Annotated in this window: 18 protein-coding genes and 1 pseudogene; 5 read left to right on the forward strand and 14 right to left on the reverse strand. The window is 75.5% G+C overall.

What is annotated here, in order from left to right; all coding sequences use genetic code 11:
* Positions 1–31 precede the first annotated feature (31 nt).
* The 5 genes and pseudogenes from AC1WTP_RS02265 to AC1WTP_RS02285 all read right to left on the reverse strand — a co-directional run.
* Positions 32–235, reverse strand: a complete 204-nt coding sequence (locus AC1WTP_RS02265; RefSeq protein WP_007072850.1) for a cold-shock protein — start codon at positions 233–235, stop codon at positions 32–34.
* A 204-nt stretch (positions 236–439) separates the two neighbouring features.
* On the reverse strand, positions 440–3,847 hold the full coding sequence (locus AC1WTP_RS02270) for an ATP-dependent helicase (RefSeq protein ID WP_481647567.1): 3,408 nt from the start codon (positions 3,845–3,847) through the stop codon (positions 440–442).
* Positions 3,844–7,224 carry an ATP-dependent helicase gene (locus tag AC1WTP_RS02275; protein ID WP_481647568.1) on the reverse strand — a complete coding sequence of 1,127 codons (3,381 nt, stop codon included), beginning with the start codon at positions 7,222–7,224 and terminating at the stop codon, positions 3,844–3,846. Before AC1WTP_RS02275 ends, AC1WTP_RS02270 begins: the two co-directional genes overlap by 4 nt.
* A 410-nt stretch (positions 7,225–7,634) precedes the next feature.
* Complete coding sequence (locus AC1WTP_RS02280; RefSeq protein ID WP_481647569.1) at positions 7,635–8,180, reverse strand: LOG family protein; 546 nt, start codon at positions 8,178–8,180, stop codon at positions 7,635–7,637.
* A 141-nt stretch (positions 8,181–8,321) separates the two neighbouring features.
* Positions 8,322–9,170 (reverse strand): annotated as a pseudogene (locus tag AC1WTP_RS02285) (LOG family protein); the annotation flags it as partial.
* Between the two features lie 155 nt (positions 9,171–9,325).
* Between AC1WTP_RS02285 and AC1WTP_RS02290 the strand changes: the two are divergent.
* Complete coding sequence (locus tag AC1WTP_RS02290) at positions 9,326–9,493, forward strand: hypothetical protein (protein ID WP_481647570.1); 168 nt, start codon at positions 9,326–9,328, stop codon at positions 9,491–9,493.
* A 116-nt stretch (positions 9,494–9,609) separates the two neighbouring features.
* Here the strand turns inward: AC1WTP_RS02290 and dapE are convergent, their stop codons facing one another.
* Positions 9,610–10,683, reverse strand: coding sequence for a succinyl-diaminopimelate desuccinylase (gene dapE, locus AC1WTP_RS02295; protein WP_481647571.1), 1,074 nt, complete (start codon positions 10,681–10,683; stop codon positions 9,610–9,612).
* Positions 10,684–10,707: 24 nt separating this feature from the next.
* On the opposite strand from dapE, the gene dapD reads away from it, so the two are divergent.
* Positions 10,708–11,667, forward strand: a complete 960-nt coding sequence (gene dapD, locus AC1WTP_RS02300; RefSeq protein WP_481647572.1) for a 2,3,4,5-tetrahydropyridine-2,6-dicarboxylate N-succinyltransferase — start codon at positions 10,708–10,710, stop codon at positions 11,665–11,667.
* A 51-nt stretch (positions 11,668–11,718) separates the two neighbouring features.
* Here the strand turns inward: dapD and AC1WTP_RS02305 are convergent, their stop codons facing one another.
* The gene (locus AC1WTP_RS02305) at positions 11,719–15,003 is read right to left on the reverse strand and encodes a S8 family serine peptidase (protein WP_481647668.1); all 3,285 of its coding nucleotides are present in this window, start codon (positions 15,001–15,003) and stop codon (positions 11,719–11,721) included.
* A gap of 230 nt (positions 15,004–15,233) precedes the next feature.
* On the opposite strand from AC1WTP_RS02305, the gene AC1WTP_RS02310 reads away from it, so the two are divergent.
* A complete protein-coding gene (locus AC1WTP_RS02310; protein WP_481647573.1) occupies positions 15,234–15,791 on the forward strand; it encodes a sugar O-acetyltransferase in 558 nt (185 codons plus the stop codon).
* Positions 15,792–15,892: 101 nt separating this feature from the next.
* Positions 15,893–18,541 carry a hypothetical protein gene (locus AC1WTP_RS02315; protein WP_481647574.1) on the forward strand — a complete coding sequence of 883 codons (2,649 nt, stop codon included), beginning with the start codon at positions 15,893–15,895 and terminating at the stop codon, positions 18,539–18,541.
* Here the strand turns inward: AC1WTP_RS02315 and AC1WTP_RS02320 are convergent.
* The 6 genes from AC1WTP_RS02320 to fdxA all read right to left on the reverse strand — a co-directional run bounded on the left by AC1WTP_RS02320 (position 18,518) and on the right by fdxA (position 22,748).
* Positions 18,518–19,165, reverse strand: a complete 648-nt coding sequence (locus AC1WTP_RS02320; RefSeq protein WP_481647575.1) for a nucleoside/nucleotide kinase family protein — start codon at positions 19,163–19,165, stop codon at positions 18,518–18,520. The two genes, AC1WTP_RS02315 and AC1WTP_RS02320, sit on opposite strands and share 24 nt — an antisense overlap.
* Complete coding sequence (locus AC1WTP_RS02325) at positions 19,165–19,803, reverse strand: SIMPL domain-containing protein (protein WP_481647576.1); 639 nt, start codon at positions 19,801–19,803, stop codon at positions 19,165–19,167. Before AC1WTP_RS02325 ends, AC1WTP_RS02320 begins: the two co-directional genes overlap by 1 nt.
* 140 nt (positions 19,804–19,943) lie before the next feature.
* Positions 19,944–20,981 (reverse strand): prephenate dehydrogenase, encoded by a 1,038-nt coding sequence (locus AC1WTP_RS02330; protein ID WP_481647577.1) that lies wholly within the window; start codon positions 20,979–20,981, stop codon positions 19,944–19,946.
* Positions 20,981–21,277, reverse strand: a complete 297-nt coding sequence (locus tag AC1WTP_RS02335; RefSeq protein WP_481647578.1) for a hypothetical protein — start codon at positions 21,275–21,277, stop codon at positions 20,981–20,983. The genes AC1WTP_RS02330 and AC1WTP_RS02335 overlap by 1 nt, the downstream gene beginning before the upstream one ends.
* Before the next feature lie 41 nt (positions 21,278–21,318).
* The gene (gene dapC, locus AC1WTP_RS02340) at positions 21,319–22,425 is read right to left on the reverse strand and encodes a succinyldiaminopimelate transaminase (RefSeq protein ID WP_481647669.1); all 1,107 of its coding nucleotides are present in this window, start codon (positions 22,423–22,425) and stop codon (positions 21,319–21,321) included.
* The gene (gene fdxA / locus AC1WTP_RS02345; RefSeq protein ID WP_088992046.1) at positions 22,422–22,748 is read right to left on the reverse strand and encodes a ferredoxin; all 327 of its coding nucleotides are present in this window, start codon (positions 22,746–22,748) and stop codon (positions 22,422–22,424) included. Before fdxA ends, dapC begins: the two co-directional genes overlap by 4 nt.
* Positions 22,749–22,827: 79 nt before the next feature.
* Here fdxA and AC1WTP_RS02350 point away from each other — a divergent pair, with 79 nt between their 5' ends.
* Entirely contained in the window at positions 22,828–23,787 is a 960-nt protein-coding gene (locus AC1WTP_RS02350; RefSeq protein ID WP_481647579.1) for a GNAT family N-acetyltransferase, read from the forward strand.
* A 119-nt stretch (positions 23,788–23,906) separates the two neighbouring features.
* Here the strand turns inward: AC1WTP_RS02350 and AC1WTP_RS02355 are convergent, their stop codons facing one another.
* Positions 23,907–24,374, reverse strand: coding sequence for a hypothetical protein (locus tag AC1WTP_RS02355; RefSeq protein ID WP_481647580.1), 468 nt, complete (start codon positions 24,372–24,374; stop codon positions 23,907–23,909).
* Positions 24,375–24,454: the final 80 nt, after the last annotated feature.

A 24,454-nucleotide genomic window follows, 5' to 3' on the forward strand; every position in this document is an offset into this window, starting at 1 on the left:
GGATGTCACGAACTACGGGTGTCGCCGCAGATCAGAGCGGGCGGATGTTCTCCGCCTGCGGGCCCTTCTGGCCCTGGGTGATCTCGAACTCGACCCGCTGGTTCTCGTCCAGGCTCCGGTAGCCGGAGGACTGGATCGCCGAGAAGTGGGCGAAGACGTCGGCTCCGCCGCCGTCCGGGGTGATGAAACCGAAACCCTTGTCAGCGTTGAACCACTTGACGGTGCCAATAGCCATGCTTGTCTCGTCTCCTTGACGGAACGTCGAACCCGCACCTGTTGCGGGCTCGAAAGGAGCGATCCACGCGGAGTGCGTGGCTCGCCTGTCGCTGCTGGTCGCCCCGCCCGGAGAACTCCGGACACAACAAAGAGCGCCTGGGGCCACAATCCGCCAGGCGCACACAGAGTCTCTGGTAACCAAAACTGCAACTCGGCTAATCTATCACGGATTTCGCTGAGTGCCAGCGTCTGCCGGAATCTCAGGGATTTTGCTGATCAGAGCGGTCAGCCCGGCCACGTCGAGCAGGTCCGCCGGACGCACGGTCACCCCGTCGCGGACGTAGTGGAACGCCGCACCGACCCGCTCCACCGGTACGCCCGCCAGCTCCGCCCAGGCCAGCCGGTAGACCGCCAGCTGCACCGCGGCCACCTCGGCCGCCGCGCCGGTGGGCTGGCCACCGGTCTTCCAGTCGACCACGTCGAACCGCCCGCCGGGGCGGGCGAACACGGCGTCCATCCGGCCCCGGACCACCACCCCGGCGATCACCGTGGCGAACGGCACCTCCACCTCGACCGGCACCCGGTCGGCCCACTCGCTGGCCAGGAAGCGCTCCTGCAGCTCGGCGAGCGCCTCGTCGGGCGCCGCGTCCGCGTCCGCCGCGCCGGGCAGCTCGTCCACGTCGAGCAGCCGGTCGGCCCCGAACCGCTGCTCCAGCCAGACGTGGAAGGCGGTGCCCCGGCGGGCGTACGGGTTGGGCTCGCTCGGCAGCGGGCGGCGCAGCGTCCGGGCCAACGCGGCCGGGTCCCGGCGCAGCGCCACCAGCTGGGTCACCGACAGGTGCCCGGGCAGCGCCACCTCGATCGCACCGGCCTGCCGGGTCAGCTCGGCCCGCTCGGCGAGCAGCAGGTCGGCCTCCCGCCGCCAGCGTGCCACCGCCGGGTCGTCGGCCACCGGGTCGCCGGCCGCGTCCTCGCCGTCGGTCCGGTCCGGTTCGGCCGGGTCGCCGTCGGCGAGGAACCGGCGGACCAGCGCCGCCGCCTCGGCCAGCGCCGGCCGGCGGGCGCCCAGCGGGTCGGCCGGCCACTCGGCCCGGAGCACCACCTCGGCGGTCGGGTTGGTCGCGTCCGGCGGCGGCTCCGGCGCCCAGTCGTCGACCAGGTGCCCGGCGCCGCCGTCCAGGCAGGCGTCGTGCACCTCGCGGAGCAGCACCGACGGGCCGCGGGGCCGCTTGGTGCCCTCCCCCCACCAGTAGCCGGAGCAGAGCAGCAGCCGGCGCGGCCGGGTCACCGCCACGTACGCCAGCCGCCGCTCCTCCCGCTCGTCGTGCGCCCGCCAGGCATCGGTGAAGTCCTCCAGCGCCCGGGCCACGCCCCGCTGGTCCTCGGCCCCGGCCAGACCCAGCTCGGGCAGCCCGTCGGCGTCGCCGCGCAGCGGGAAGGGGAGCACGCCGAGCCCGCCGAGCCAGTGGTCGGAGTTGCGCACCGGCCCCGGCCACGCCCCGCGGCACAACCCGGCCACCGCCACCACGTCCCACTCCAGGCCCTTGGCGGCGTGCGCGGTGAGGATCTGCACCGCCCCCTCGACCACCTCCACCTCGCCCGGGGTGAGGCCGCGCTCCTCGTCCTCGGCGGCGGCGAGGTAGGCGAGAAACGCCGACAGGGTGGCTCCCGGGGTCTCCCCGCTGAACCGCGCGGCGACGTCGCCGAGCGCGTCCAGGTGCCCGCGGGCGAGGCCGGCGTCGCCGGCGCCGTCCCGGCCGGCCCGGACCGCGACCTCGACATCCAGGCCGATGGTCCGCTCGATGTCCGCGATCAGGTCCGGCAGGGACTGGTCCAGCCGGTAGCGGAGCAGGCCCAGCTCCCGGGCGTACGCGCGCAGCCGCGCGTAGCCCTCGGCCGAGTACGCCTGCGCCGGGCCGAGGTCGGCCAGCGCCTCCACCAGGGTCGCCTCGTCGAGCACGTCGGGAGTGATCTCCGGCGTGCCGTCGTCGGCCAGTTGCCGGCGGCTGGCGGCGATCGCCCGGGCCCGGCGGTGCAGCGCCACCAGGTCGCGCGGCCCGATCCGCCAGCGCGCCCCGGTGAGCAGCCGCAGCAGGGCGGCCCCGTCGGTCGGGTCGGCGAGCACCCGCAGGGTGCAGACCACGTCCCGCACCTCTGGGGTGTCCAGCAGGCCGCCCAACCCGACCACCTCGACCGGCAGGCCGCGCGCACGCAACGCCGACTCGATCGCCGGGATCTGGCTGCGCAGCCGGACCAGCACCGCCGTCGTCGGCCGCTGCGACACCGGGATGTGCTCGGGCAGCGCGCCGGGCAGGCCGGCCACGCCGCGCCACGCGTTGAGCACGCTGTCGGCGATCCAGTCCGCCTCGTCGGCGTATGTCGGCAGCAGCGCGCAGTGCACGGTGCCGCCGGCGGCGCCGCGGGCGCTGCGGTGCGGCACCGGGTCCTTGACGCTCATCGCCGCGTGCAGTTCCGGCACCCGGGCGCCGGCGGCCCGCAGCGGGGTGGCCAGGGCGTTGGCGACGCCGAGGATCTCCGGGCGGTTGCGCCAGCTGGTGGTGAGGCCGAGCACCTCGGCCGGCGTGCCGTCGGCGCGGGCGAACTCGGTCGGGAAGCGGTCCAGCGTGCCGGCGGACGCGCCGCGCCAGCCGTAGATCGACTGGCACGGGTCGCCCACCGCGGTGACCGGGTGCCCGCCGCCGAAAAGCGCGTTGAGCAGCACCACCTGGGCGTGGCTGGTGTCCTGGTACTCGTCGAGCAGCACCACCCGGAAGCGGTCCCGCTCGATCTCACCGACGCCGGGGTGGGCGCGCGCCACCCGGGCCGCCCGGGCCAGCTGGTCGGCGAAGTCCATCGCCTCGAAGTCCTCCTTGCGCCGGGCGTACGCGCGCACCAGCGGGAGCAGCTTCAGCCGGGTCTGCTGGAGGGCGAGCGCCTTGCGCACGTCGGCGTAGACCCGGCCGGGGCGGGCCTGCACCTCGGCGAAGAAGCGGCCGGTCCAGGCGGCCAGGTCGTCCGGGTCGACGAGGTGCTCGTCCAGCTCGCCGGCGAGCGCCAGCACCGCGTCGGTGACGGTGCTCGGCATCCGGTCCACCTCGGACATGTCGCCGTCGTAGTTGCGCACCAGCAGGTCGACCAGCTGCCAGCGGGACGCCTCGGTGAGCAGCCGGGTGGACGGCTCGTAGCCGGCCCGCAGGCCGTGCTCGGTGACGATCCGCCCGGCGTACGAGTGGTAGGTGGAGACGGTCGGCTCCCCGGCCAGCGAGTCGTCGAGCGGGTCGCGCCCCTGCCGGCCGAGCCGGCGCACCAGCTGGTCCAGCCGGGTACGCACCCGGTGGGCCAGCTCGCCGGCCGCCTTGCGGGTGAAGGTGAGCCCGAGGACCTGCTCCGGCCGCACGTACGCGTTGGCCACCAGCCAGACCACCCGGGCCGCCATCGTCTCGGTCTTGCCCGAACCGGCGCCCGCGACCACCAGCAGCGGCTCCACCGGGGCGGCGATGATCGCCGCCTGCTCCCGGGTGGGGGCGGGCAGCCGCAGCAGCTTGGCCAGCTCCACCGGCGTGTACCGGGGGCCGGCGTCGGCCACCCGGGGTGCCGGGGTCGCGGCGCTGAACAGGGCGGGCTGGGTCACGGGTGCTCCGGACGACGGACGGTCGGTGGTTCGACCACCTGCCGCCCCTGCCCGGAGACCGGGCAGCTCGTCCGCACCGGGCAGACCCGGCACTTGGAGTTGGCGACCGCGGCGAAGGTGGCGGCGGCCATCGTATCGGCGGTGCGCCGGACCAGCGCGGTCGCCCAGCCCGCCTCCGGGCCCTCCCCGGCCGGCGGCTGGCTCTGCTCCCGGGCGTCCTTCGCGCCGGTGCCGAGCTGCACCAGCGCCGCCCCGCCGGACTCGTCGCCGAACTCGGCGAACCCGCCCGCCTCCACCGCCGCCTGGTAGGCGCCCAGCTGCGGGTGCTCGGCCAGGTCGTTCGCGGTGACCGCGGTGGACTTGCCGGTCTTCAGGTCGACCACCACCAGCCGGCCGTCCGCGTCCACCTCCAGCCGGTCCACCCGGCCGGTCAGCTCGACCGGACGGTTCGGGTCGTCGAGGCGGACCGCGAACTCGTGCTCGATGGCGAGCAGCCGGCGCGGGTTGGCGGCCAGCCAGCGCAGCAGCTTGTCGACCATCGCCTCGGCCCGGGCCCGCTCCGGACCGGCCATCCAGCGGGCGGCCAGCTCGATCGCGTCGAACCGGGCGGCCACGTAGTCGAGCAGGGCACCCCGGTCGACGCTGGCGTCCTCGGCCAGCATCGCGGCGGCGTGCACCAGGTTGCCGACGCCCTGCGCGGCGCTGGCCGGGGCGCTGCCGCCGTGCCGTTCCAGCAACCAGCGCAGGCTGCACCGCAGCACGCTCTCCATCGCCGACGGGGTGACCCGGACCGGCTCCCCGTCGGCGACCAGCGGGCGGTCGTCGGAGAGCGGGCGCAGCCCCCACCAGTCGTCCGGGTGCGCGCCGGCGACCCCGGCGGCCGCCAGCCGGGCCAGCTCGGCCGCGGCGGCCCGCCGCCGGGCGTACGGCAGATCCGGGTCGCTGACCGCGGTCCGCAGCTCCGCCACCAGCGCCGGCAGGGTCAGCGCCCGGGGTGGCCGGCTCACCGGCAGGCTCCTCGGCCGGTCGTCGTCGGGAGCGGGCGGCGGGCCGTCGGGCGGCTGGCCATCGGTGGGCGGGGCGGCGTCGGGCGGGTCGGTGGGGCCCAGTTCGTAGAGGAAACGGCTCGGCTGCTCCTCGTGGTCGTCGCCGCCGACCGCGGCCGAGGCCACCGCGCTGACCAGCAGCCGGCGCCGGGCCCGGGTCACCGCGACGTGGAACAGCCGGCGTTCCTCGTCCAGCAGCGCCGAGGTCTGCCCGACCAGGGTGGCCAGCGTGCCGGCGCCCGCCGCCCGGCCGGCGAGCACGTCGACCAGCCGCTCGGAGCCGAGCAGGCTGCCGCGCAGTCGCAGGTCGGGCCAGACCCCCTCCTGCACCCCGGCGACCGCGACCAGGTCCCACTCCAGCCCCTTCGCCGCGTGCGCGGTGAGCAGCCGAACGGCCTCGCCCCGGTCGGCGGTCGGCGCCAGGGTGTCGGCGGGCAGGTCCTGACCGAGCACGTGGTCGAGGAAGACCTCGGTCCGCGCACCGGGCAGCCGGTCGGTGAACCGCGCCGCGGCGTCGAAGAGCACCATCACCGCGTCCAGGTCGCGGTCGGCCGCTTCGGCCCGGCGCCGGCGCGCCACGTCCCCCTCGCCGGGCACCGCCGCGCCCCGGGCGATCGCCGAGGACCAGAGCTCGGCCAGGCCGCTGGCCCGCCAGACTGCCCAGAGCACCTCCTCGGCGGTGGCCCCCGGTCGGGCGGCCGTCTCCCGGGCGACGGCGAGCAGCCCGGCCACGGTCTGCGCCGGTTCCGCCCAGCGGCGCTCGATCCCGGCCAGCTCGGCCGGATCCCGCAACGCCTCGACGATCAGCTCACCCGAGGGACGGCGGTCGCCGGCGGCCAGCGCGAGGGCGCGCAGCCCCTGCCGCAGCCGCCGCTCGGCCAGCGGGTCGGCGCCGCCGAGCGGCGAGTGCAGCAGCGCGACCGCGGCCTCCTCGTCGAGCCGCTCGGGCTCCAGCGCGCAGCGCAGCAGGAGCAGCAGCGGCGCCACCGCCGGTTGCAGGTGCAGCGGCAGGTCCTCGCCGTGCACCACGGTCGGCACCCCGGCGGCGTGCAGCGCCCGTTGCAGCGAGGGCAGCTGCCGCGCGGTGGAGCGCACCAGCACCGCCATCCTCGACCAGGGCACGCCGTCGAGCAGGTGCGCCGCGCGCAGCGCGTGGGCCAGCCAGGCCGCCTCGCTGGTCGCGGAGCGGAAGGTGTGCACCTCGACCGACCCCGGCGCCGCGTCGGGCAGCGGGCGCAGCCGGCGGTGCGCCGCCGGGCCGCGCAGCCGCCGGGCCAGCCGGGCGGACGCGGCCAGCAGCCGCGCCCCGGCCCGGAAGGAGGTGGTCAGCACCACCTGTGCGGCGGGCGCACCGGAGGCGGTGCGGAACCGGTGCGGGAAGGTGGTCACCCCGGCGGGATCGGCGCCCCGGAACGCGTAGGTGGAGGAATCCGGGTCGGCGAAGGCGACCAGCGGCTTGCCGCCGCCGGCCACCACGGCGAGCAGGTCGAGCTGGGCCGGGTCGGTGTCGGCCAGCTCGTCGACGTAGACGTACGCCAGCCGGCGCCGCTCGGCCGCGAGCAGCTCCTCGTCGTCGAGCAGCATGCCGGTGGCGGCCCGGACCAGCTCGGCCGGGTCGTAGGCGATGGAGCCGCGGTTGCTGACGTCGCGCAGGGCGAGCACCGCGACGTACTCCCGCAGGAAGCGGGCGGCGGCGGGCCAGTCGGCCCGGCCGAGCTTCTCGCCGAGCCGGGCCAGCTCGACCGGGCCGACCCCGCGCTCGGCGGCCCGCATCAGCAGGTCACGCAACTGGGCGGCGAAGGCCCGGGTGCGCAACGCGGGGCGCAGGTCCTCCGGCCAGCCGACCGGGTCGTCGCCCGGCTCCTCGCCGACCACGTCCAGCAGCTCGCGGATGATCAGATCCTGCTCCGGACCGGTGAGCAGCCGGGGCGACGGCTCGCCCCGCTCGGCCGCGGCCCGGCGGAGCAGGCCGAAGGCGTACGCCGGGAAGGTGCGCACCAGCGGCTCGCGGAGCACCCGCGGCCCGCCGCGGGCGACCCGGGCCTCGATCCGGTGGCGCAGCTCGGTGGCGCCCCGCCGGCCGAAGGTGAGCACGAGGACGCGTTCCGGGTCGACCCCCTCGGCCACCCGGGCGGCGACCGCCTCGACCAGGGTGCTGGTCTTGCCGGTGCCCGGACCGCCGAGCACCAGCATCGGCCCGTCGGTGTGCCCGACCACCTCCGCCTGCACCGGATCGCCCCGCCGCGGCACGAGCTCCTCGGTCGGCCGCTCGGTCGACCCGAGCTCGTCGGCCGGCCGGTCAGGCCGACGCACCAACCGGTACGCCTGCATCCGCCCATCCCACCACGCCCGTACGACACCTCCACCCCGACACCCCACCCGTCCCGGCGGCACCCGGCGATCTGGTGAGCTGTCGACGCGCGGCGGGCGGCTTCGGGCCGCGCGGCCCGAACACTCACCGTGGCCGACGGGCTCGGGACGGCAGCTCACGGAAGGTGACCGCCCGCCGGAGGGCAACACCGACTCCCGCTCGCCCTTTGCTCTGCACACCTATACGCACAGGTTGCTGAGCAGGGATTACCAGCGTCGGACCGGAGAGATGTTGGCGGAAGAACGTAACGCAGGGTGAGTGCTGCGTATATGTGCGCAGAGCAAAGGGGGTTGGGGGTGTGTCCGGGGCGGGAGTGCGTGGTGACGGTGCGTGCCCGGTCCGGCCCGCTGGGGACGGCAGGTGTGGTGGGTCAGATCAGCCGGGCTTCGAGCGCGTCGAGGGCGGCGGGGACGGTGTCCACGACGGTGAGCAGATCGAGGCCGGCGGGTTTGACGAAGGTGCGGTCGGCGAGGGTGGCCAGCCAGTCGACCAGCGGCCGGTAGAAGCCGTCGGTGTCGACCAGCACCATCGGCTTGGCGTGCAGCGCCAGGGTGGCGGTGGTCCAGACCTCGAAGAGTTCGTCGAGCGTGCCGAGGCCGCCCGGCAGGGTGAGGAACGCGTCCGACTTGTCGATCATGAGGGTCTTCCGGCTGGCCATCGAGTCGGTGATCAGCAGCTCGTCCGAGGCCAGGTCGGCGACCTCCAGGTCGACCAGCGACTGCGGGATGACCCCGACCGTCGGCCCGCCGGCCGCCCGCGCGCCGTCGGCCACCGCACCCATCATGCCGACGCAGCCGCCGCCGCTGACCAGGGTGTGCCCGCGCCGGGCGATCTCCGCGCCGGTCTCGGTCGCGAGGTCCAGCCAGCGCTGGTCGAGGGTACGGGAGGAGGCGCAGAACACGCAGATCGCCGCCACGGCTCAGCCCGCCCCTTCCCCGGCGCCCGTCGAGCGGGCCGGGCCGGCGGGCCGCTCCCCGGACCGGTCGCCGCCGGGTCCGGCGCCGGTCGTCCGGCGGCCCGCGGACCGGTCGGCGGCGGCCGCTCCACCGGCGTTCCGTCCACCGCCGGTCGCCTCCCCCGCCGCCTGCTGGTCGGCCGCGACCCGGGCGACGGCCTCCTCGCGTACCGCCTCCTGCTCGGCGGAGAGGTGGGCCTCGGCCTCCACGATGTGCCGGACCGCCGCGTCGACGTCGTCGGTGACGCAGATCAGGTCCAGGTCGGTCGGCCCGATCTTGCCGCCCTCCGCCATCGTGTCGCGCAGCCAGTCCAGCAGGCCGCGCCAGTAGTCCGCGCCCATCAGCACCACCGGGAACCGGGTGACCTTGCCCGTCTGCACCAGGGTGAGCGCCTCGAACAGCTCGTCCATGGTGCCGAAGCCGCCGGGCAGCACGACGAACGCCTGCGCGTACTTGACGAACATGGTCTTGCGGGCGAAGAAGTAGCGGAAGTCGATGGCGAGGTCGACCCAGTCGTTGAGGCCCTGCTCGAACGGGAGCTCGATGCCGAGCCCGACGGAGAGGCCGCCGGCCTCGCTGACGCCCCGGTTGGCCGCCTCCATCACACCCGGCCCGCCACCGGTGATCACCGCGTAGCCGGCCCGCGCCAGGGCGCCGCCCAGCGCCTCGGCCAGCTGGCACTCCGGGCTCTCCGGCCGGCTCCGGGCGGAGCCGAAGACGCTGACCGCCGGGGGCAGGTCGGCCAGGGTGTCGAACCCCTCGACGAACTCGGAGAGGATCCGCAGCGCCCGCCAGGCGTCCTTGGTCTTCCAGTCGCTGCGCGCCCGGGAGTCGAGCAGCCGCTGGTCGGCGGTGCTGCTGGGGATGGCCTGCCGGCGCAGCGTGACCGCGCCCCGGTGCCGCTCCCGCCCCGGTGCCCGTCCGGCCTCCCGCCCGTTGCTCTGACTCATGGGAGCAACCGTAGTGGAGTCGTACCGGCCGGGTGTGCGGGGCGACAACGCCGGGAAATTGTTCGCGATCTTGGGCAACTAATTCGGTCGCTCGTACGTCTTACTATTCACATACCGGGTATGCCCGGGCGCGCGCCTTCGGGGGAGGAGTCAGCGTGATCAGCAACAGCGAGATGATCCGGATCCGCCGGCAGATGCAGCGGCGGATCCGCGACGTGGTGGCCGAGCGCCGCCGCGCCCGGCAGATGGAACGCGTCGCCACCGACCCGGCCGGCGACCCCACGGACGTCCGCACCGCCCCGGACGCGTCCCTGCCCGTCTGACCGGGCGCACCGGCGCCCGCTCGCCGGTCGATCGTCGACCAGGGGGTTCGCGTCACCGGGCAGCGCTCGGCCGACGCGAACCCCCTGCTCACCCGGGGGAACTCGGCAGACCCCGGTCAGGCGGGGGCCAGCCAGCGATGCAGGGTGGCGGCGCCGTCGCGGATCTTGCCGATCTCGACGTGCTCGTCCTTGTGGTGCGCCAGGTTGGGGTCGCCGGGGCCGAAGTTCAGCGCCGGGATGCCCATCGCCGCGAACCGGGCCACGTCCGTCCAGCCCAGCTTGCCGATCGGCGCGGCGCCGACGGCGGCCAGGAACTCCTGCGCCACGGGCGCGTCCAGGCCGGGCGACGCGCCGGCCGCCGCGTCCGTCACCACCAGGTCGAAACCGGCGAAGACCTCCCGCAGGTGCGCCTCGGCCGTCGCCGGGTCGCGGTCCGGGGCGTACCGGTAGTTGATCTCGATCTCGCAGCGGTCGGGGATGACGTTGCCGGCCACCCCGCCGTTGATCCGGACCGCGTTCAGCCCTTCGCGGTAGTCGCAGCCGTCGATGGTCACCCGGCGTGCCCGGTACCCGGTCAGGCGGCTCAGCACCTCACCGGCGCCGTGGATGGCGTTCACCCCGTGCCAGGACCGGGCCGCGTGGGCCCGCTCGCCGTGCGTGGTGACGATCGCCCGCATGGTGCCCTGGCAGCCGGCCTCGACGATGCCGTACGTCGGTTCGAGCAGCACCGCGAAGTCCGCCCGCAGCCATTCCGGGTGCGCCGCGCCGACCAGTTCCAGCCCGTTGTACCTCGACTCGATCTCCTCGGCCTCGTAGAAGAAGTACGTCACGTCGTAGCGCGGGTCGGGCAGGGTCACCGCCAGGTGCAGCGCGAACGCGACGCCGGACTTCATGTCCGAGGTGCCGCAGCCGTACATCAGGTCACCGCGCATGGTGGACGGGAAGTTGTTGTTCAGCGGCACCGTGTCCAGGTGCCCGGCGAGCACCACCCGCTGGCTCCGCCCGAGGTCGGTCCGCGCCATCACCGTGTTGCCGTGCCGGAAGGTGGTCAGGTGCGGAACGCCCCGCAGCACCTCCTCGACGCAGTCGGCGATCGCCTTCTCGTCCAGGGAGACGGACTCTATGTCGACGAGGGCGCGGGTGAGCGCCACCGGATCGGCGAGGACCTCGGGGGTCAGCGGGTTCTCCATGGTTCGCACGGTACCGTCACAATCGTGACGACCGCACAAGCTGCCTGGGGCATCGGCCTGGCCACCGTTACCGCTGACGATCAGGTGCTCGACACCTGGTACCCGACCGGCAAGCTCGGGCTCGGCGAGCTGCCGCTGGTGCCGGGCGAGGACGAGGCCGACGTGCTCGACCTGCCGCCCGGCGCGGTCGGCGAGCGGGCGCTGCCCGGTCTGCGTACGGTCGAGGTGACCACCGTGATCGGCTCGCTGGACGACCCGATCAAGGACGCCGCCGACGCGTACCTCCGGCTGCACCTGCTCTCCCACCGCCTGGTGCGGCCCAACGAGCTCAACCTGGACGGCATCTTCGGCAAGCTGGCCAACGTGGCCTGGACCTCGGCCGGGCCGTGCCCGCCGGAGCGGATCGACGAGCTACGGGTGATCGAGCGGGCGGCCGGCCGCCACCTGGCCGTCTACGGGGTGGACAAGTTCCCCCGGATGATCGACTACGTGGTCCCCTCCGGCGTCCGGATCGCCGACGCCGACCGGGTCCGGCTCGGCGCCCACCTGGCCGCGGGCACCACCGTGATGCACGAGGGCTTCGTCAACTTCAACGCCGGCACGCTCGGCACCTCCATGGTCGAGGGCCGGATCGTGCAGGGCGTGCTGGTCGGTGACGGCTCGGACATCGGCGGCGGCGCCTCCATCATGGGCACCCTCTCCGGCGGCGGCACCGAGAAGGTCCGCATCGGCGAGCGCAGCCTGGTCGGCGCGAACGCCGGCGTGGGCATCTCGCTCGGCGACGACTGCGTGGTGGAGGCGGGCTGCTACATCACCGCCGCCTCGAAGATCACCCTGCCGGACGGCCGGGTGGTCAAGGCCCGCGAACTCTCCGGCGTGAACGGCCTGCTGTTCTGGCGCAACTCGGTCACCGGCGCGCTGGAGGCCCGGCCGCGTACCGGTCGGGGCATCGAGCTGAACGCGGCGCTGCACGCCAACGACTGACGGCCGCCCCTCCGGGTCCGCGGTGCGCCGCGGACCCGGAGGAGGTACGCCTCAGCGCAGCCGGTACGCCTGGATGATCCGGGTGGTCACCGTGTTGCCGGCGGTGTCCCGGGCGGTCGCCCGCAGGGACACGTGCCCGGCGCCGGTCGGGTGCCGCACGCCGGCCGTCCAGCCGTGGTCACCGGGCCGGACCCGGGCCCGCTGCCAGGTCGCCCCGCCGTCGTAGGAGACCTCGACGGTCAGCGCGGCGACCCGGCCGGACGGTGCGCCGGGCTGGCGCCGCACCTGCACCGGGATCACGAACTCCCGGCCGGCCGGGGCGGCGTTGCCGGCGTCCAGCCGCGGCGCGAACCGGATCGCCATCGCCGGCAGCCGGGCGAAGTCCTCGCCGGCCACGTGCCGGGACCGGAACGTCCAGGCGGTGGCCACCTCGGTGCTGAGGTCGGTGAAGCCGCGCCGGGACACCGTCTCCAGCCGGTAGTCGGCCGCGCCCGGCGGCACCTCGAACTGACCGAAGCCCGGATCGGTGTTCTCCCCGACCAGGGAACCGTTCCGGTAGAGCGCGGTGCGGGCGGTGTCGGCGACCGAGCCGCCGGCGTGCCCCTCGGCGTCGCTGTGCAGCGGCACGTCCAGCACGATCACGTCACCCTGCCGGGTCACGCCGTGCCCCGGCCAGCGCGGCGCCGGGAAGGACGGGCCGTACGGCGCGCTGTTCCAGCTCTCCCGCTGGTGCCGGCCGGCCCGGTAGGCCCGCGGCTCGGCGGCCAGCGCGGCCCGGGGTTCGAGCCAGCCGTCCTCGCCCCGCACTCCGAACACCAGCTCCGACGACCAGCGCACACCCCGGGTGTTGTAGTGCTCGACCCGCTGCCCCGGCACCGCCGTCGGCAGCACCGCCGCCCAGCCGCCGACGTCTGGCTCCAGGTGCCCGAAGACCATCCGTTCGGCGGAGAGCCCGGGATAGCCGCCGCGGAACCGCTGGGTGACGGTGGCCAGGTCGCGGGCCCGGTAGTGCCGGTCGAACCCGGTCGGCATCCGGCCGGGGAACCCCTCGCCGAGCGCGTAGAGGTACGGGCTGCTGGCCGCCTCGCGGTCGGCCCACTGGCTGTTCACCGTGCCGGCGAAGCGCTCGGCCGAGCCGGCCGGGCCGACCTGCCCGCTGCCCAGTCCGGTGAAGTCGAAGCCCAGCAGGCCGAAGCTGTAGGAACTGCCGTCGGTGGCGGTCCAGTTCGCCCCGACGTCGACCAGCACCGGGGTGGCGTCCCGCTGCGGCACGGTGGTGCGGACCGGCTTCGCCCGCCGCAGGTCGACGGTGATCGCGGTGTCCCGGTCGAGCACCAGTTCGGGCCGGGCCAGGAGCGCCGTCTCGGTCACCTCGTCGCCGTCCAGCTCGAACAGGTAGCTGGACAGGCCGTAGCGCCCCTTGGGCACCCGCAGCTCGGCGGTGCCGTCCGGGTCGTACAGGTCGTAGGTGACGAAGGCGTCCAGCCCGGCCAGGGTGGTGCTGTGCGCACCGGTGGCGGCGCCGTCCCGGCCCAGGTGCCGGACGGTGAGCGTGTAGCTCTCCACCTCCCGGTTCACGGCCAGCGGGGTGATCGCGACGGTGTCGCCGGAGCGGGCGACGATCCGGCCGGTGTAGTGGCCGTCGGGTCCACCGAGCCGGGTGTCGGCGGTGACCGTGGCGGTGGCCGTACCGCCGGCCGGCACGGTGACCCGGGCCGCGCTCAGGGTGAACATCCCGGCCGGGGCCGACGCGCCGTCCGGGCCGGTCGCCTCGACGGTGAGGTCGAGGGCGAGTTCGGTCGGGCCGGTGTTCCGCCAGGTCACCTCGCGGGTGATGGGGGTGTCGTCGGCGTGCGGCCAGAGCGCCCGGCCGAACGACACGCTCGCCGGCTCGCTGCTCACCACCTGGTCGATCGCCCGCGCCACGTCGACCCGCCCGGCGCCCTGCTGGTAGGCGGTCTGCTCCGGGTGCGGCTTCGCCGCGGCCATCAGGGTCGCCTTGAGCTGGCCGGCGGCCCAGTCGCCGTGCCGCTGGGCGAGCAGCGCCGCCGCGCCGGCGACGTGCGGAGCGGCCATCGAGGTGCCGGAGAGCGAGACGTACCCCTCCCCCGCCGGGTCACCGATCACGCCCCGGGCCGCGCGGGCGGCGACGATCTCCACGCCCGGCGCGGTGAGGTCCGGCTTGAGCGCGTCGTCGCCGACCCGCGGCCCTCGGCTGGAGAAGAAGGCGAGGTCGTCGTCCCGGTCGACCGCGCCGACGGCGAGCGCGGCGTCGGCGGTGCCCGGCGAGCCGACCGGCGCGAACTCACTGTCGTTGCCGGCGGAGACGACGAAGAGCGTGCCGGTCTGCGCGGTGAGCGACTGCACCGCCGCCTCCAGCGGGTCGACCTCCGGGGTGTCCCCACCGGTGAGGCTCATGTTGACCACGTCCGCCCGCGCCTGAACGGCGGCCCACTGCATGCCGGCCAGGATCGCCGAGTCGGTGCAGAACTCGGTCTCGCAGACCTTGCCGGAGAGCAGCGTCGCGTCGGGCGCCACGCCCCGGTACCGACCGCCGGAGGCGGTGCCGCCGCCGGCGATGATCGAGGCGACGTGGGTGCCGTGCCCGACCACGTCGTCCGGCTCCGCGTCCTCGGTGAAGTTGCGCGCCTCGGCCACCCGGCCGGCCAGGTCCGGGTGCCCGGCGTCGACGCCGGTGTCCAGCACGGCGACCCGTACGCCCCGGCCGGTGAGCCCGGCCTGGTGCGCGGCCGGGGCGCCGATCTGCGGGACGCTGTGCTCCAGCGTGATCCGGCGCCGCCCGTCGAGCCAGATCCGGTCGACACCCCCCGCCGTGTCGACCCGGGCGCCGGCGCCGCCGGCGGTCAGCGCCGTCCAGAGTTCGCCGGTGCGCTGCTTGGCCGCCCGGGCGGCCACCCCGCCGATGGCGGGCAGGTCGCGGGTGACCGTCACGCCCGCGGGCGGGGCGGTCCGCCGGGCGGTCCCGGCGCCGCCGGCGATCAGCACCGGCAGGTCGGTACGCCGGGCGTCGTCGTAGCCGGCCGCGATCAGTTCGGTGACGTCGAAGAGCCGCCGGTCGACCCGGCCGGCCCGGATCAGCGGGAGGGCGTCGTGCGGCACGACGGAGAGGTGACCGCGCTCCCGGCGGGTCAGGAAACGGACGTCCTCCCGCCCCGGACCCGGCCGTACGCCGGCGGTGCCGGCCGCGGTGACGGTGACCCGGTCGCCGGTGAGCAGGGTGACGGTGGCGGAGCGGCCGGCGGTCGGCGTGCCCGTCGGGGTGGCGGTGCGCGACCCTTCAGCGGTCGGGGTCGAGGGTGCCTGGGCCACGGCCATTCCCGGGGTGCCCAGCACGAGGCCGAGGGCGAGGCCGAGGGCGAGGCCGAGGGCGAGGCCGAGGGCGGCCAGTTTTCGGGTTCGGTGCAACGGATCCTCCTCGTGAAGCGTTCATCCACTGAGAGACACATTGACAACCGTCAGAATTGCATACCGGGTATGCATAAGGAAGTCGGAAAGATGACCGGCTCGCCAACACATCGCCCGGCCGGACGGGCATCATCGGCGGGGTGACGTCCATGAGGGAACGCATGCTCGCCGGCGAGCCGTACATCGCCGACGACCCGGCCATCGCCGCCGATCTCGACCGGGCGGCCCGGCTGATGGAACGCTTCAACACCAGCCCCGCGGCGGATCCGGAGCGCCGGCTCGCCGCCCTGCGCGAACTGCTCGGCGAGGTGGGCGAGGGCGCCTGGGTCCGGCCCCCGTTCCACTGCGACTACGGCCGGCAGATCCGGCTCGGCCCGCGCACGTTCGTCAACTACAACGCGGTCTTCCTCGACGTCGCACCGATCACCGTCGGCGCCGACGTCCAGGTCGGACCGAACGTGCAACTGCTCACCCCCACCCACCCGGTGGAACCGGAGCCCCGCCGGGCGAAGTGGGAGGCGGCCAGGCCGATCACCATCGGCGACAACGTCTGGCTCGGTGGCGGTGCGATCGTGCTCGCCGGGGTCAGCGTCGGGGAGAACACGGTGGTCGGCGCCGGCGCCGTGGTGACCCGCGACCTCCCGCCGAACGTCGTCGCGGTGGGTAATCCGGCCCGTCCGGTACGCCAGCTCGACTGACTCGATCAAGGGCCCGACCTGCATAAACAGCTCCTCGGTGGATGGCGGATCGCCCCGGGACCCGGCACTGTGGGTGGTGACGTCGTCACCGGGAGGCGGGGATGGTCGGTCGCGTCCTCGAACTGCGCGTGCACGGGGTGTCCAACACCCCGCCGCACCAGACCCTGGGCCTGCGCGGCGAGCCGGGCGCCGAGCCACCCCGGCCGTGGCTGGTCGCCGGTGGCCCGGTCACCGGCTTCTACCGCTCGCCGACCAGCGGCCCGGACGACCCGGTCGTCGTCGAGGCGTACAGCTGGGGGCAGTTGACCTCCGGCGCGCGGACCGCGCGCGACGTCGAGCGGTCCCTGTGGACGCTGCTGCTCCCGTTCACGCTGGCCAACGTCGCGCTGCACGCCCGGCCGGAGATCCCGCCCGACCCGGACACGGAGCGGTGGCGCAGCCGTGCCGGCCTCACCGCCTGGCTGATCCGGCTGTTCTGCCTGAGCATGACCGGCACCCTGATGCTCACCCTGTCCGGCGTGGGCGTCGACCTGATCGGCTGGCAGTGCGTCGACCGGGACTGCCTGGCCCGGGTCCCCGGCCCGTGGGAGTTCCTCGGGCACGACTGGTGGCGCGAGGGCGGCCGGTCGCTCGCCGTCGGCCTGCTCGTACCGCTCGGCCTGCTCACGGTGCTCGGCCTGGTCGCCTGGCGGACCTACCAGTACGAGGCGGAGATGCCCGCCGCCCCGGCCGCCCCGGTGACCGGCCGGGCACCGGCCGAGGCCCCGGCGGACGCACCCGTCGGAGCCCCGCCCGCCGTGCCGCAGCCGGCGACGGAGCCGCTCCCGCCGGAGCCGCCCCCGGCCCGCCCGGCGAATCCGTTGCAGGACCCCACCTTCTGGTCCGGGGAGGGGCAGCTGCGCCGGGCCGGCCTGCTGCATCTGTGCACCGGTGCCGCCGTCGCGGCCGCCGTGCCGCTCGGCGCGGTGCTCGCCATGGACCCACCACGCGGGCTACGGGCCGCCGTCGCCTGGCCGGCGGTCGCGTGCCTGGCCGCGGTGGTGCTCTCCACCGTGGTGGTGCTGGGCCGGCCGTGGCTGACCCGGCGCGCCGGGCACACCCCGTTGGGCCGGTTGAGCGGGGGCCTGCTCGCGCTCACCGGGCTCGGGTTGGCCGGGACCGTCCTGTTCCTGCTGCTGCCCGACGGCCCGGCCGGCACGCCCCTGGCCGCGCGGCGCCCACCGGTCGGCTGCGCCCAGCTCCCCACCGCTCCCGGCTGCGCGGTCGACCGGTCGCTGCCCGGCTTCGACTGGATCATCGCCTGGCTCGGCACCGGCCAACTGCTGCTGCTCATCGCCATCGGTGCGGTGTCCCGCTCCGGCCGGCGGGCGCTGGCCGCGCCGCTCGCGGCCGGCCTGCTGCTCGTCCTCGGGGTCGGTTGGATCTCCGGCTGGCTGCCCGGGGTCCCGGCGGCGCCGGGTCGGCTGGAGATCTGGGTGGTCGTGGTCGGTGCGGTCGCGACGGCCGGCACCGGGCTGCTGCTGCCCCGGACCCGGTCCACGGTCGAGACGCAGCCGCTGGAACCGCACACCGACCTGGCCTGGGGCGGTCGGGGGCCGGCCGTGATCGCCGGGTTCGGCTGGGTGCTCTGCATCTCCTACAGCGCCGGGTTGCTCTACTGGGTCACCGACCGGCTCAACAACGGGGTGACCCCGCACGGCCGGGCGACCGTGGTGCCGCCGGTGCCGGTGATGTGGGCCGGGCTCGCCTTCGCCGTCGCGCTGCTGGCCCTCGCCGTCACCATCGCCCGGGCCGGCGTGCTCTTCCACCGGCTGCGCCGCCAGGAGTACGCCGGACTGGTGCCGTCCGGGCACTCGCTCTCCGGTCACGACCTGCGGCGCAGCCGGGACGTCAGCACCTTCCGGGCGCTGCACCGGCTCGTCGGCGAGCACGGCCTGCGGCTGGTCGGCGGATACGCCGCCGGGGCGGCCGGGCTCGTCACGCTCGGCTGCGCCGCGGTGCTCACCCAGTCCCGGCCGCACCCGGAGACGGCCACCGGCGGCGCGGCCGTGGTGCGGGCGGTCGCCGGCGCGGGCGACGCGCTGCTCGGCTGGCTACCGGCGCTGGTCGCGGCCGTCGGCCTGCTGGTCTACCGCAACGAGACGGTCCGCCGCTCGGTGGGCGTCATCTGGGACGTGGGCACCTTCTGGCCCCGGGCGGCGCACCCGCTGGCCCCGCCGAGCTACGCCGAGCGGGCCGTGCCGGAACTGCAGACCCGCACCGCCGGGCTGCTGGCGCTCACCCCGCAGGATCCCCGCCGGATGGACGGGATCATCCTCTCCGGACACAGCCAGGGCACGGTGATCTGCGCGGCGGTGATCCTCCAACTGTCGGCCCGCTGGCGGCGGCGGATCTGGTTCTTCTCCTACGGCTGCCAGCTCACCCGGCTCTACGGGCGGGTCTTCCCGGCGTACTTCGGGCCGGACCGGTTGCCGGTGCTGGCCGAGGCGCTGCACCGGCCGGGCGGCGGCACCGGCTGGACGAACTTCTGGCGGAACACCGACCCGCTCGGCTGGCCGGTCACCGCCGGGGAACGGGACGTGGCCGTCCGCGACCCGACGGCGCTGCACCCGAGCGCCGGCGAGGTGGCCGACCCGCCGATCCGCAACCACAGCGGCTACCCCGACGCGCCCGAGTTCCACCGGGAACGGTCCCGGGTGGCCTGGTTGCTGCGGCGCGCGGTGCCGTCACCCCGGCGGGGGTTCGGCTAGCCGGACCACCAGGTCGGCCCGGTCGGCGGTGGCCGCCACCAGGGCGGCGTTGGCCTCGTCGCTGCCCATCGCCCAGGCCCGGGCCTGCTCCGGCGACCGCCCGTACGCCACGTGCCGGGCGGTCAGCCGGCGCAGCCGCAGCTCGACGTCGAGGTCGAGGAACCACGCCTCGTGCAGCAGCGCCCGCACCTCCTCCCACGGGAAGTCGGGCAGCAGCAGGTAGTTTCCCTCGGTCACCACCAGCCGGACCTCGGGCGGCACCTCGATGGCGCCGGCGATCGGCTCCTCCAGGTCCCGGCGGAACGCCGGTGCCCACACCGAGGTCGGCTCCAACCGGTGCAGCCGGCGCAGCAGCGAGACGTAGCCGTTCGCGTCGAAGGTGTCCACCGCGCCCTTGCGGTCGGCCCGGCCCAGCCGGCGCAGCTCGGACTGGGCGAGGTGGAAGCCGTCCATCGGCACCAGCCGGGCGACCGGGCCGACCGCCGCGACGATCCGCTCGGCCAGCGTCGACTTGCCGGCGCCGGGCGCGCCGGCGATGCCGAGCAGCTGCCGTGGACCGGCCTCGGCGAGGGCGCGCGCCCGCGCCACCAGTTCGTCGACGGGGAGGACCCGGGCCGCCGGCATCAGTCCAGGACCGGCTCGCTGATCGCGAACCGTGCCTGCACGGTCGCCTGGACGGGCTGCGGCTGCGGGTCGAGCTCCAGCTCCGGCGGCCCGCCGGCGGCTTCCGCGTACGCCGCGCGGGCGAACATCGGCCGCTCGGTCACCCCGGCGTCGGCCAGCTCGATCAGGGCGGTCACCCGGGCGCCGAGCGCCTCGGCGTACTCGCGGGCGCGCAGCAGCGCGTCGGCGATCGCGGCGTGCCGCGCCTCCCTATGCACCGGGCTGTCCGGGCGCAGCGACCACCAGGGCCCGGCCACCTCGACCTGGTCCTGGTCGGCCAGGCGGAGCATCAGCTCGCCGAGCGCGGTGAAGTCGGTGAGCGTCACGGTGGTGGCGACGCTGCCGTGCCAGGCAACCACCCGCTCGGTGGCGCGCCGGGTCTCCGGCCGGACCCGCAGATCGCCGGTCTCCCGGCGCTCGATCGTCGGGCCGTACCCGTCGAGCAGCACCCGCACCGCGGCGGCCCGCTCGGCCAGCCGGGTCAGGGTGGTCTCGCGGTCGCGGTCGCGGGCCGTCGCGGTCACCGTGAACCGGGCGACCTCCGGCGGCACCTCCCGGTACGCCTCACCACGTACCGCCACCACCGGCCCGTCCACCATGCTCTCACCCTAACGGCGGCCCGACCGCCGTGCCTCCGATGCGTGACTGCCGGCCCGGTGCGCGACCGTCGGCGTCGGCCGGCCCGCCGGCACCCGGACGCGGCGCCGGACCGGCCCGGTCCGCGCCGGGGACCGGCGGGTCAGGACTGCCCGGGGGCGGTCGGCTCGTCGTCGGGGCGGTGGCCGGTGTACGAGACGACTCCGCCGTCGATCCGGCACCCGGTCAGGTAGCCGCCGGCCGAGCCCAGCTCCAGCAGGTAGGCCAGCTCGGCGGCGTGGTCGCCGTCGACCGGGAAGTCCCGGCGGTGCGGGTGCAGGTCACGGTCGAGCAGGGCGGTGCGCACCGCCCGGGCCCGCCGGTAGTGCGCGACGAGCGCGTCCAGGTCGTCCGCGCGCAACGCGGCGGCCAGCTCGCCGAGGAGGGCGCTCACCTGGTCGAGCTGCCGCACCACCTGCTCGCGGTTGTTGAACAGCATGTCCGCCGTACGCTTCGCCGGCGTGCCGGCCACCCGGGTGCCGTCCCGGAAGCTGCCCGCGGCGAGCCCGAGCACCGCGTCGCGCACCTCCGAGCCGGCGACCGCGCCGGCCAGACTGCCGGCCAACAGGTGCGGGACGTGCGAGGAGAGGGCGACCACCGAGTCGTGCACCGCCGGGGACATCGGCACCACCCGGGCGGCGAAGACGTCCAGCACCAGACCGACCAGCAGCCGGAACGCGGCCAGCCCCTCGGCGGCCGGGCAGAGCACCCAGGCCGCCCCCTCGAACAGCGCCGGGACGGCGGCGGTGAGCCCGGACCGCTCGGTGCCCGCCATCGGGTGCCCGGGCACGAACCGGTCGGTCAGCCCGTGCTCGACGGCGAACGCCGAGACCGAGCCCTTGGTGCTCCCGACGTCGGTGACGACGCAGCCGTCGGCGGCGTACTTGGCGACGGTGAGCAGGGTCTCCGGCAGGGTCGGCAGCGGCCCGCAGAGGAAGACCACGTCGCGGTCCCGGACCGCCTCGCCGAGGTCGTCGGGGAAGGTCAGGCCCTGCCGGCGCCCCTCCACCCGGGTCGCCGCGTCCGGATCCCAGCCGGTGACCGCCACGCCCGACTCCTGCAGCCGGAGCAGGATCGACCCGCCGATCAGGCCGGTGCCCACCACGGCGGCCCGCAACTGCTCGACGGGCCTGTCCACCATCACGCACCTCGGCGTTTCGGTCGGTACAAGTCGAGGACACCCCGACTCGGTTCGGCACCGAGGATATCGCTTTTCCAGTAGCCCTTCATGGCCCACCCGCTCAACGGCGTGAGCGTCAGCATGCCGCTGCGCGGCTGGTAGTCCTCGTGCGAGCCGCTGACCGTGTAGATCAGCTCGACCTGACCCTTGTCGTAGGTCACGCCGACGGAGGAGACCGTGGCGAAGCAGCGGGCGACGAAGCCGGGCTCGCCCCGCACCGCCGCCAGCGTGTCCGCCCCGGTCCGGTGGAGCTGCACCGGTGTCCAGCCGCCGGCACCCGCCCGAAGGGCCGTCGGCGTCAGTCGCGGAGCCGTCCGGCGACCGCCGCGACGTGCTCGTCCGACTCGGTCAGCGCCACCCGGACGTGCCGCCCGCCGCCCGGTCCGTAGAGCGCGCCGGCGGCGACCAGGATGCCCCGGCGGGCCAGCCAGTCGACGGTCTGCCAGCAGTCCTCACCCCGGGTCATCCACAGGTAGAGCCCGGCCTCGGAGTGCTCGATGGTGAAACCGGCGGCGGTGAACGCGGCGTGCAGCCGCTCGCGCCGGGCCCGGTAGCGCTCCCGCTGCTCGTCGGCGTGCCGCTCGTCCCGCAGCGCGGCCACCATGGCGGCCTGCACCGGCGCGGGCACGATCATCCCGGCGTGCTTGCGGACCTTGAGCAGCTCCGCCACCAGCGCCGGGTCACCGGCGACCAGCCCGGCCCGGTAGCCGGCGAGGTTGGACCGCTTGGAGAGCGAGTGCAGCGCCAGCACGCCGTCGTAGGAGCCGCCGCAGACCTCGGGCGAGAGCACCGAGACCGGCTCGGCGGACCAGCCCAACGGCAGGTAGCACTCGTCACTGGCGACCACCGCGCCGCGCTCCCGCGCCCAGTCGACGACCTTGCGCAGGTGAGCCGCGGGCAGCACGCGCCCGGTCGGGTTGCCGGGCGAGTTGACCCAGACCAGCCGCACCCGGGGGGTCGGACCGACCGCGGTCAGCGAGTCGGTCCGCACCGTGGTGGCGCCGGCGAGCCGGGCCCCGTCCTCGTAGGTCGGGTAGCAGATGGACGGCACCACCACCACGTCGCCGGGGCCCACCCCGAGCAGGGTGGGCAGCCAGGCCACCAGCTCCTTGGAGCCGATCGTCGGCAGCACGCCCAACCCGTCCACGCCGGCTCCGCAGGCCCGGGCGACCCAGGCCGCGAGCGCGTCCCGGAGCGCCGGGGTGCCGGCGGTCAGCGGGTAACCGGGCGTGTCCGACGCGTCGGCCAGCGCCCGGCGGATCACCTCGGGGACCGGGTCGACCGGCGTACCCATGGAGAGGTTGATCATGCCTTCGGGATGCGCCGCGGCCAGCGCGGCCGCGGCGTCCAGGGTGTCCCAGGTGAACTCGGGCAGCCGGGCCGAGACCGGCGCGGGGCGGTTCAGTGGCCCTCTCCGCGCGGCGGCTGGGCGGCGACGAAGGTCGCGTCCTTCTCCACCTTGCCGATCTTCGAGGCGCCGCCGGGCGAGCCCAGGTCCTCGAAGAACTCGTAGTTGGCCGCGGTGTAGTCCTTCCACTGCTCCGGGACGTCGTCCTCGTAGAAGATCGCCTCGACCGGGCACACGGGCTCACAGGCACCACAGTCGACGCACTCGTCGGGGTGGATGTAGAGCATCCGGTTGCCCTCGTAAATGCAGTCGACCGGGCACTCCTCGATGCATGCCTTGTCGAGCACATCCACGCACGGCTCGGCGATGATGTAGGTCACCGGTCTTCTCCTCCGCAAGACACGCCGCGATCACCCGCGACGGTAAGAGCCTAGTATCTCGCCGGGGAGGGGGTCGATCGTGCTCGGTCAGCAGGATGTGGGACACCGGATCGTGGTCCGCCGGATTGTGGGGATTCGCGAAGGCCGGCCCCTCTTCTCGGACGCCCTCGGCGAGCTGGTCGAGCTGAGCGAGACCCATCTCACGCTCACCACCGACCAGGGCCGGCTGCGGGTGCCCCGGGCCGAGGTGCACCGGGCCAAACGGGTGCCGCCGTCACGCCGGCCGACCGCCGCCGCGGTGACCGCCCTCGAACTGGCCGCCGACGAGGCGTGGCCCGCGCCCACCCGGGGACGGCTCGGCGGCTGGCTGCTGCGCAGCGCCGACGGCTGGACCGGCCGGGCCAACAGCGCGCTGCCGGTGGGCGACCCGGACCGGCCGCTGCCGGCGGCGGTGGACGCGGTCCTGCGCTGGTACGCCGACCGGGGACAGCCCGCCATGGTGAACACCCCGCTGCCGCTCGCCGCGCCGGTCGGCGCGGAGCTGGACGAGCGGGGTTGGCGCAGCCGCCCGCCGGTGCTGGTGCAGACCGTGCCGCTGGCCGCGCTGCCGCCCGCCCCGCCGGAGCGCCCCGGGTCGCCGCCGGTCGAGCTGGCCACCGCGCCGTCCGCCGACTGGCTGGCGATCGCCGCCGGCCGCAAGGGCGGCCTGCCGGACGCCGCCCGGCACGTGCTCACCGCCGTGGACCAGGTCCGCTTCGCCGGGGTGTACGCCGACGGCGCGCTGGTCGCGGTCGGCCGGGGCACGGTCACCGGCGGGGGACGCTGGCTCGGGCTGAGCCTGATCGAGGTGCTGCCCGAGGCGCGGCGGCAGGGCCTGGCCGGCCGGGTCATCCGGGCGCTCGCGGGCTGGGGCGCGGCGACCGGGGCGAGCCACGCCTTCCTCCAGGTCGAGCAGCGCAACACCGGGGCGGTGGCGCTCTACCGCGGGCTCGGCTTCACCACCCACCACACCTACCTCACCCGGGTCGCCCCGGACTGACCGGCCCGGCGTCGCCCGGGCGTCGGGTGTCCCGGGTCCCCGGGACACCCCGACGTCCGAGAACCCGAGTGGATCAAGCCCGCGGCGCGGGCGACCCGGTCGGACCGCGGCGGGCCGGGTCAGCGCCGGACCGGGCGGCGGGGCTTGGCGGTCTTGATCTCGGCGTACCGCTTCAAGGTCTGCGAGCGGTGATCGAGGCCGAGCGCAGTGAGGACCAGGTAGCCGAGCAGCACCCCGGCCGCCGTGGCGGCGAGGTAGAGCCAGATCTGGGCGAAGAACGTGCCGGCGCCCCCGCCGAACGGGTTCTCCCCCACCAGCAGCGGCCCGACCAGCACGGTCAGCAGCAGCGCGAGGCCGACCCCGGCGGCCATGTCCGCGCCCCAGCGCGCCACCGGCCGACGCCGCCCCCAGACGAACGCGAGCCCGGCCAGGACCAGGCCGATCACCACGAACATCCCGAGCGACACCCGGTCGGCGGCGGTGGTGTCGTCGCCGTCGAACCCGAACCGGATGATCAGCCGGGCGACCACGTTGACCGCGAACAGCGCGACCGCGAGCAACCCGATCGCGCGCCACCGCTCCCTCATCACACGCCTCCCGCCGTAATCGGGCCCGCCGCGCGGCGGGCTTCCTGGCAGGAATACTTACCACCGGAAGCTGTGTGCCG

Source organism: Micromonospora sp. R311 (assembly GCF_056780015.1).

Excerpts from the sequence above, each read along its gene's own strand:
- AC1WTP_RS02325 (WP_481647576.1), bottom strand. The coding sequence starts at position 19,803 with ATGGTGGACGGGCCGGTGGTGGCGGTACGTGGTGAGGCGTACCGGGAG.
- AC1WTP_RS02275 (WP_481647568.1), bottom strand. The coding sequence starts at position 7,224 with ATGCAGGCGTACCGGTTGGTGCGTCGGCCTGACCGGCCGGCCGACGAG.
- AC1WTP_RS02330 (WP_481647577.1), bottom strand. The coding sequence starts at position 20,981 with ATGGTGGACAGGCCCGTCGAGCAGTTGCGGGCCGCCGTGGTGGGCACC.
- AC1WTP_RS02355 (WP_481647580.1), bottom strand. The coding sequence starts at position 24,374 with ATGAGGGAGCGGTGGCGCGCGATCGGGTTGCTCGCGGTCGCGCTGTTC.
- AC1WTP_RS02315 (WP_481647574.1), top strand. The coding sequence starts at position 15,893 with ATGGTCGGTCGCGTCCTCGAACTGCGCGTGCACGGGGTGTCCAACACC.
- AC1WTP_RS02320 (WP_481647575.1), bottom strand. The coding sequence starts at position 19,165 with ATGCCGGCGGCCCGGGTCCTCCCCGTCGACGAACTGGTGGCGCGGGCG.
- AC1WTP_RS02305 (WP_481647668.1), bottom strand. The coding sequence starts at position 15,003 with ATGGCCGTGGCCCAGGCACCCTCGACCCCGACCGCTGAAGGGTCGCGC.
- AC1WTP_RS02265 (WP_007072850.1), bottom strand. The coding sequence starts at position 235 with ATGGCTATTGGCACCGTCAAGTGGTTCAACGCTGACAAGGGTTTCGGT.
- dapE (WP_481647571.1), bottom strand. The coding sequence starts at position 10,683 with ATGGAGAACCCGCTGACCCCCGAGGTCCTCGCCGATCCGGTGGCGCTC.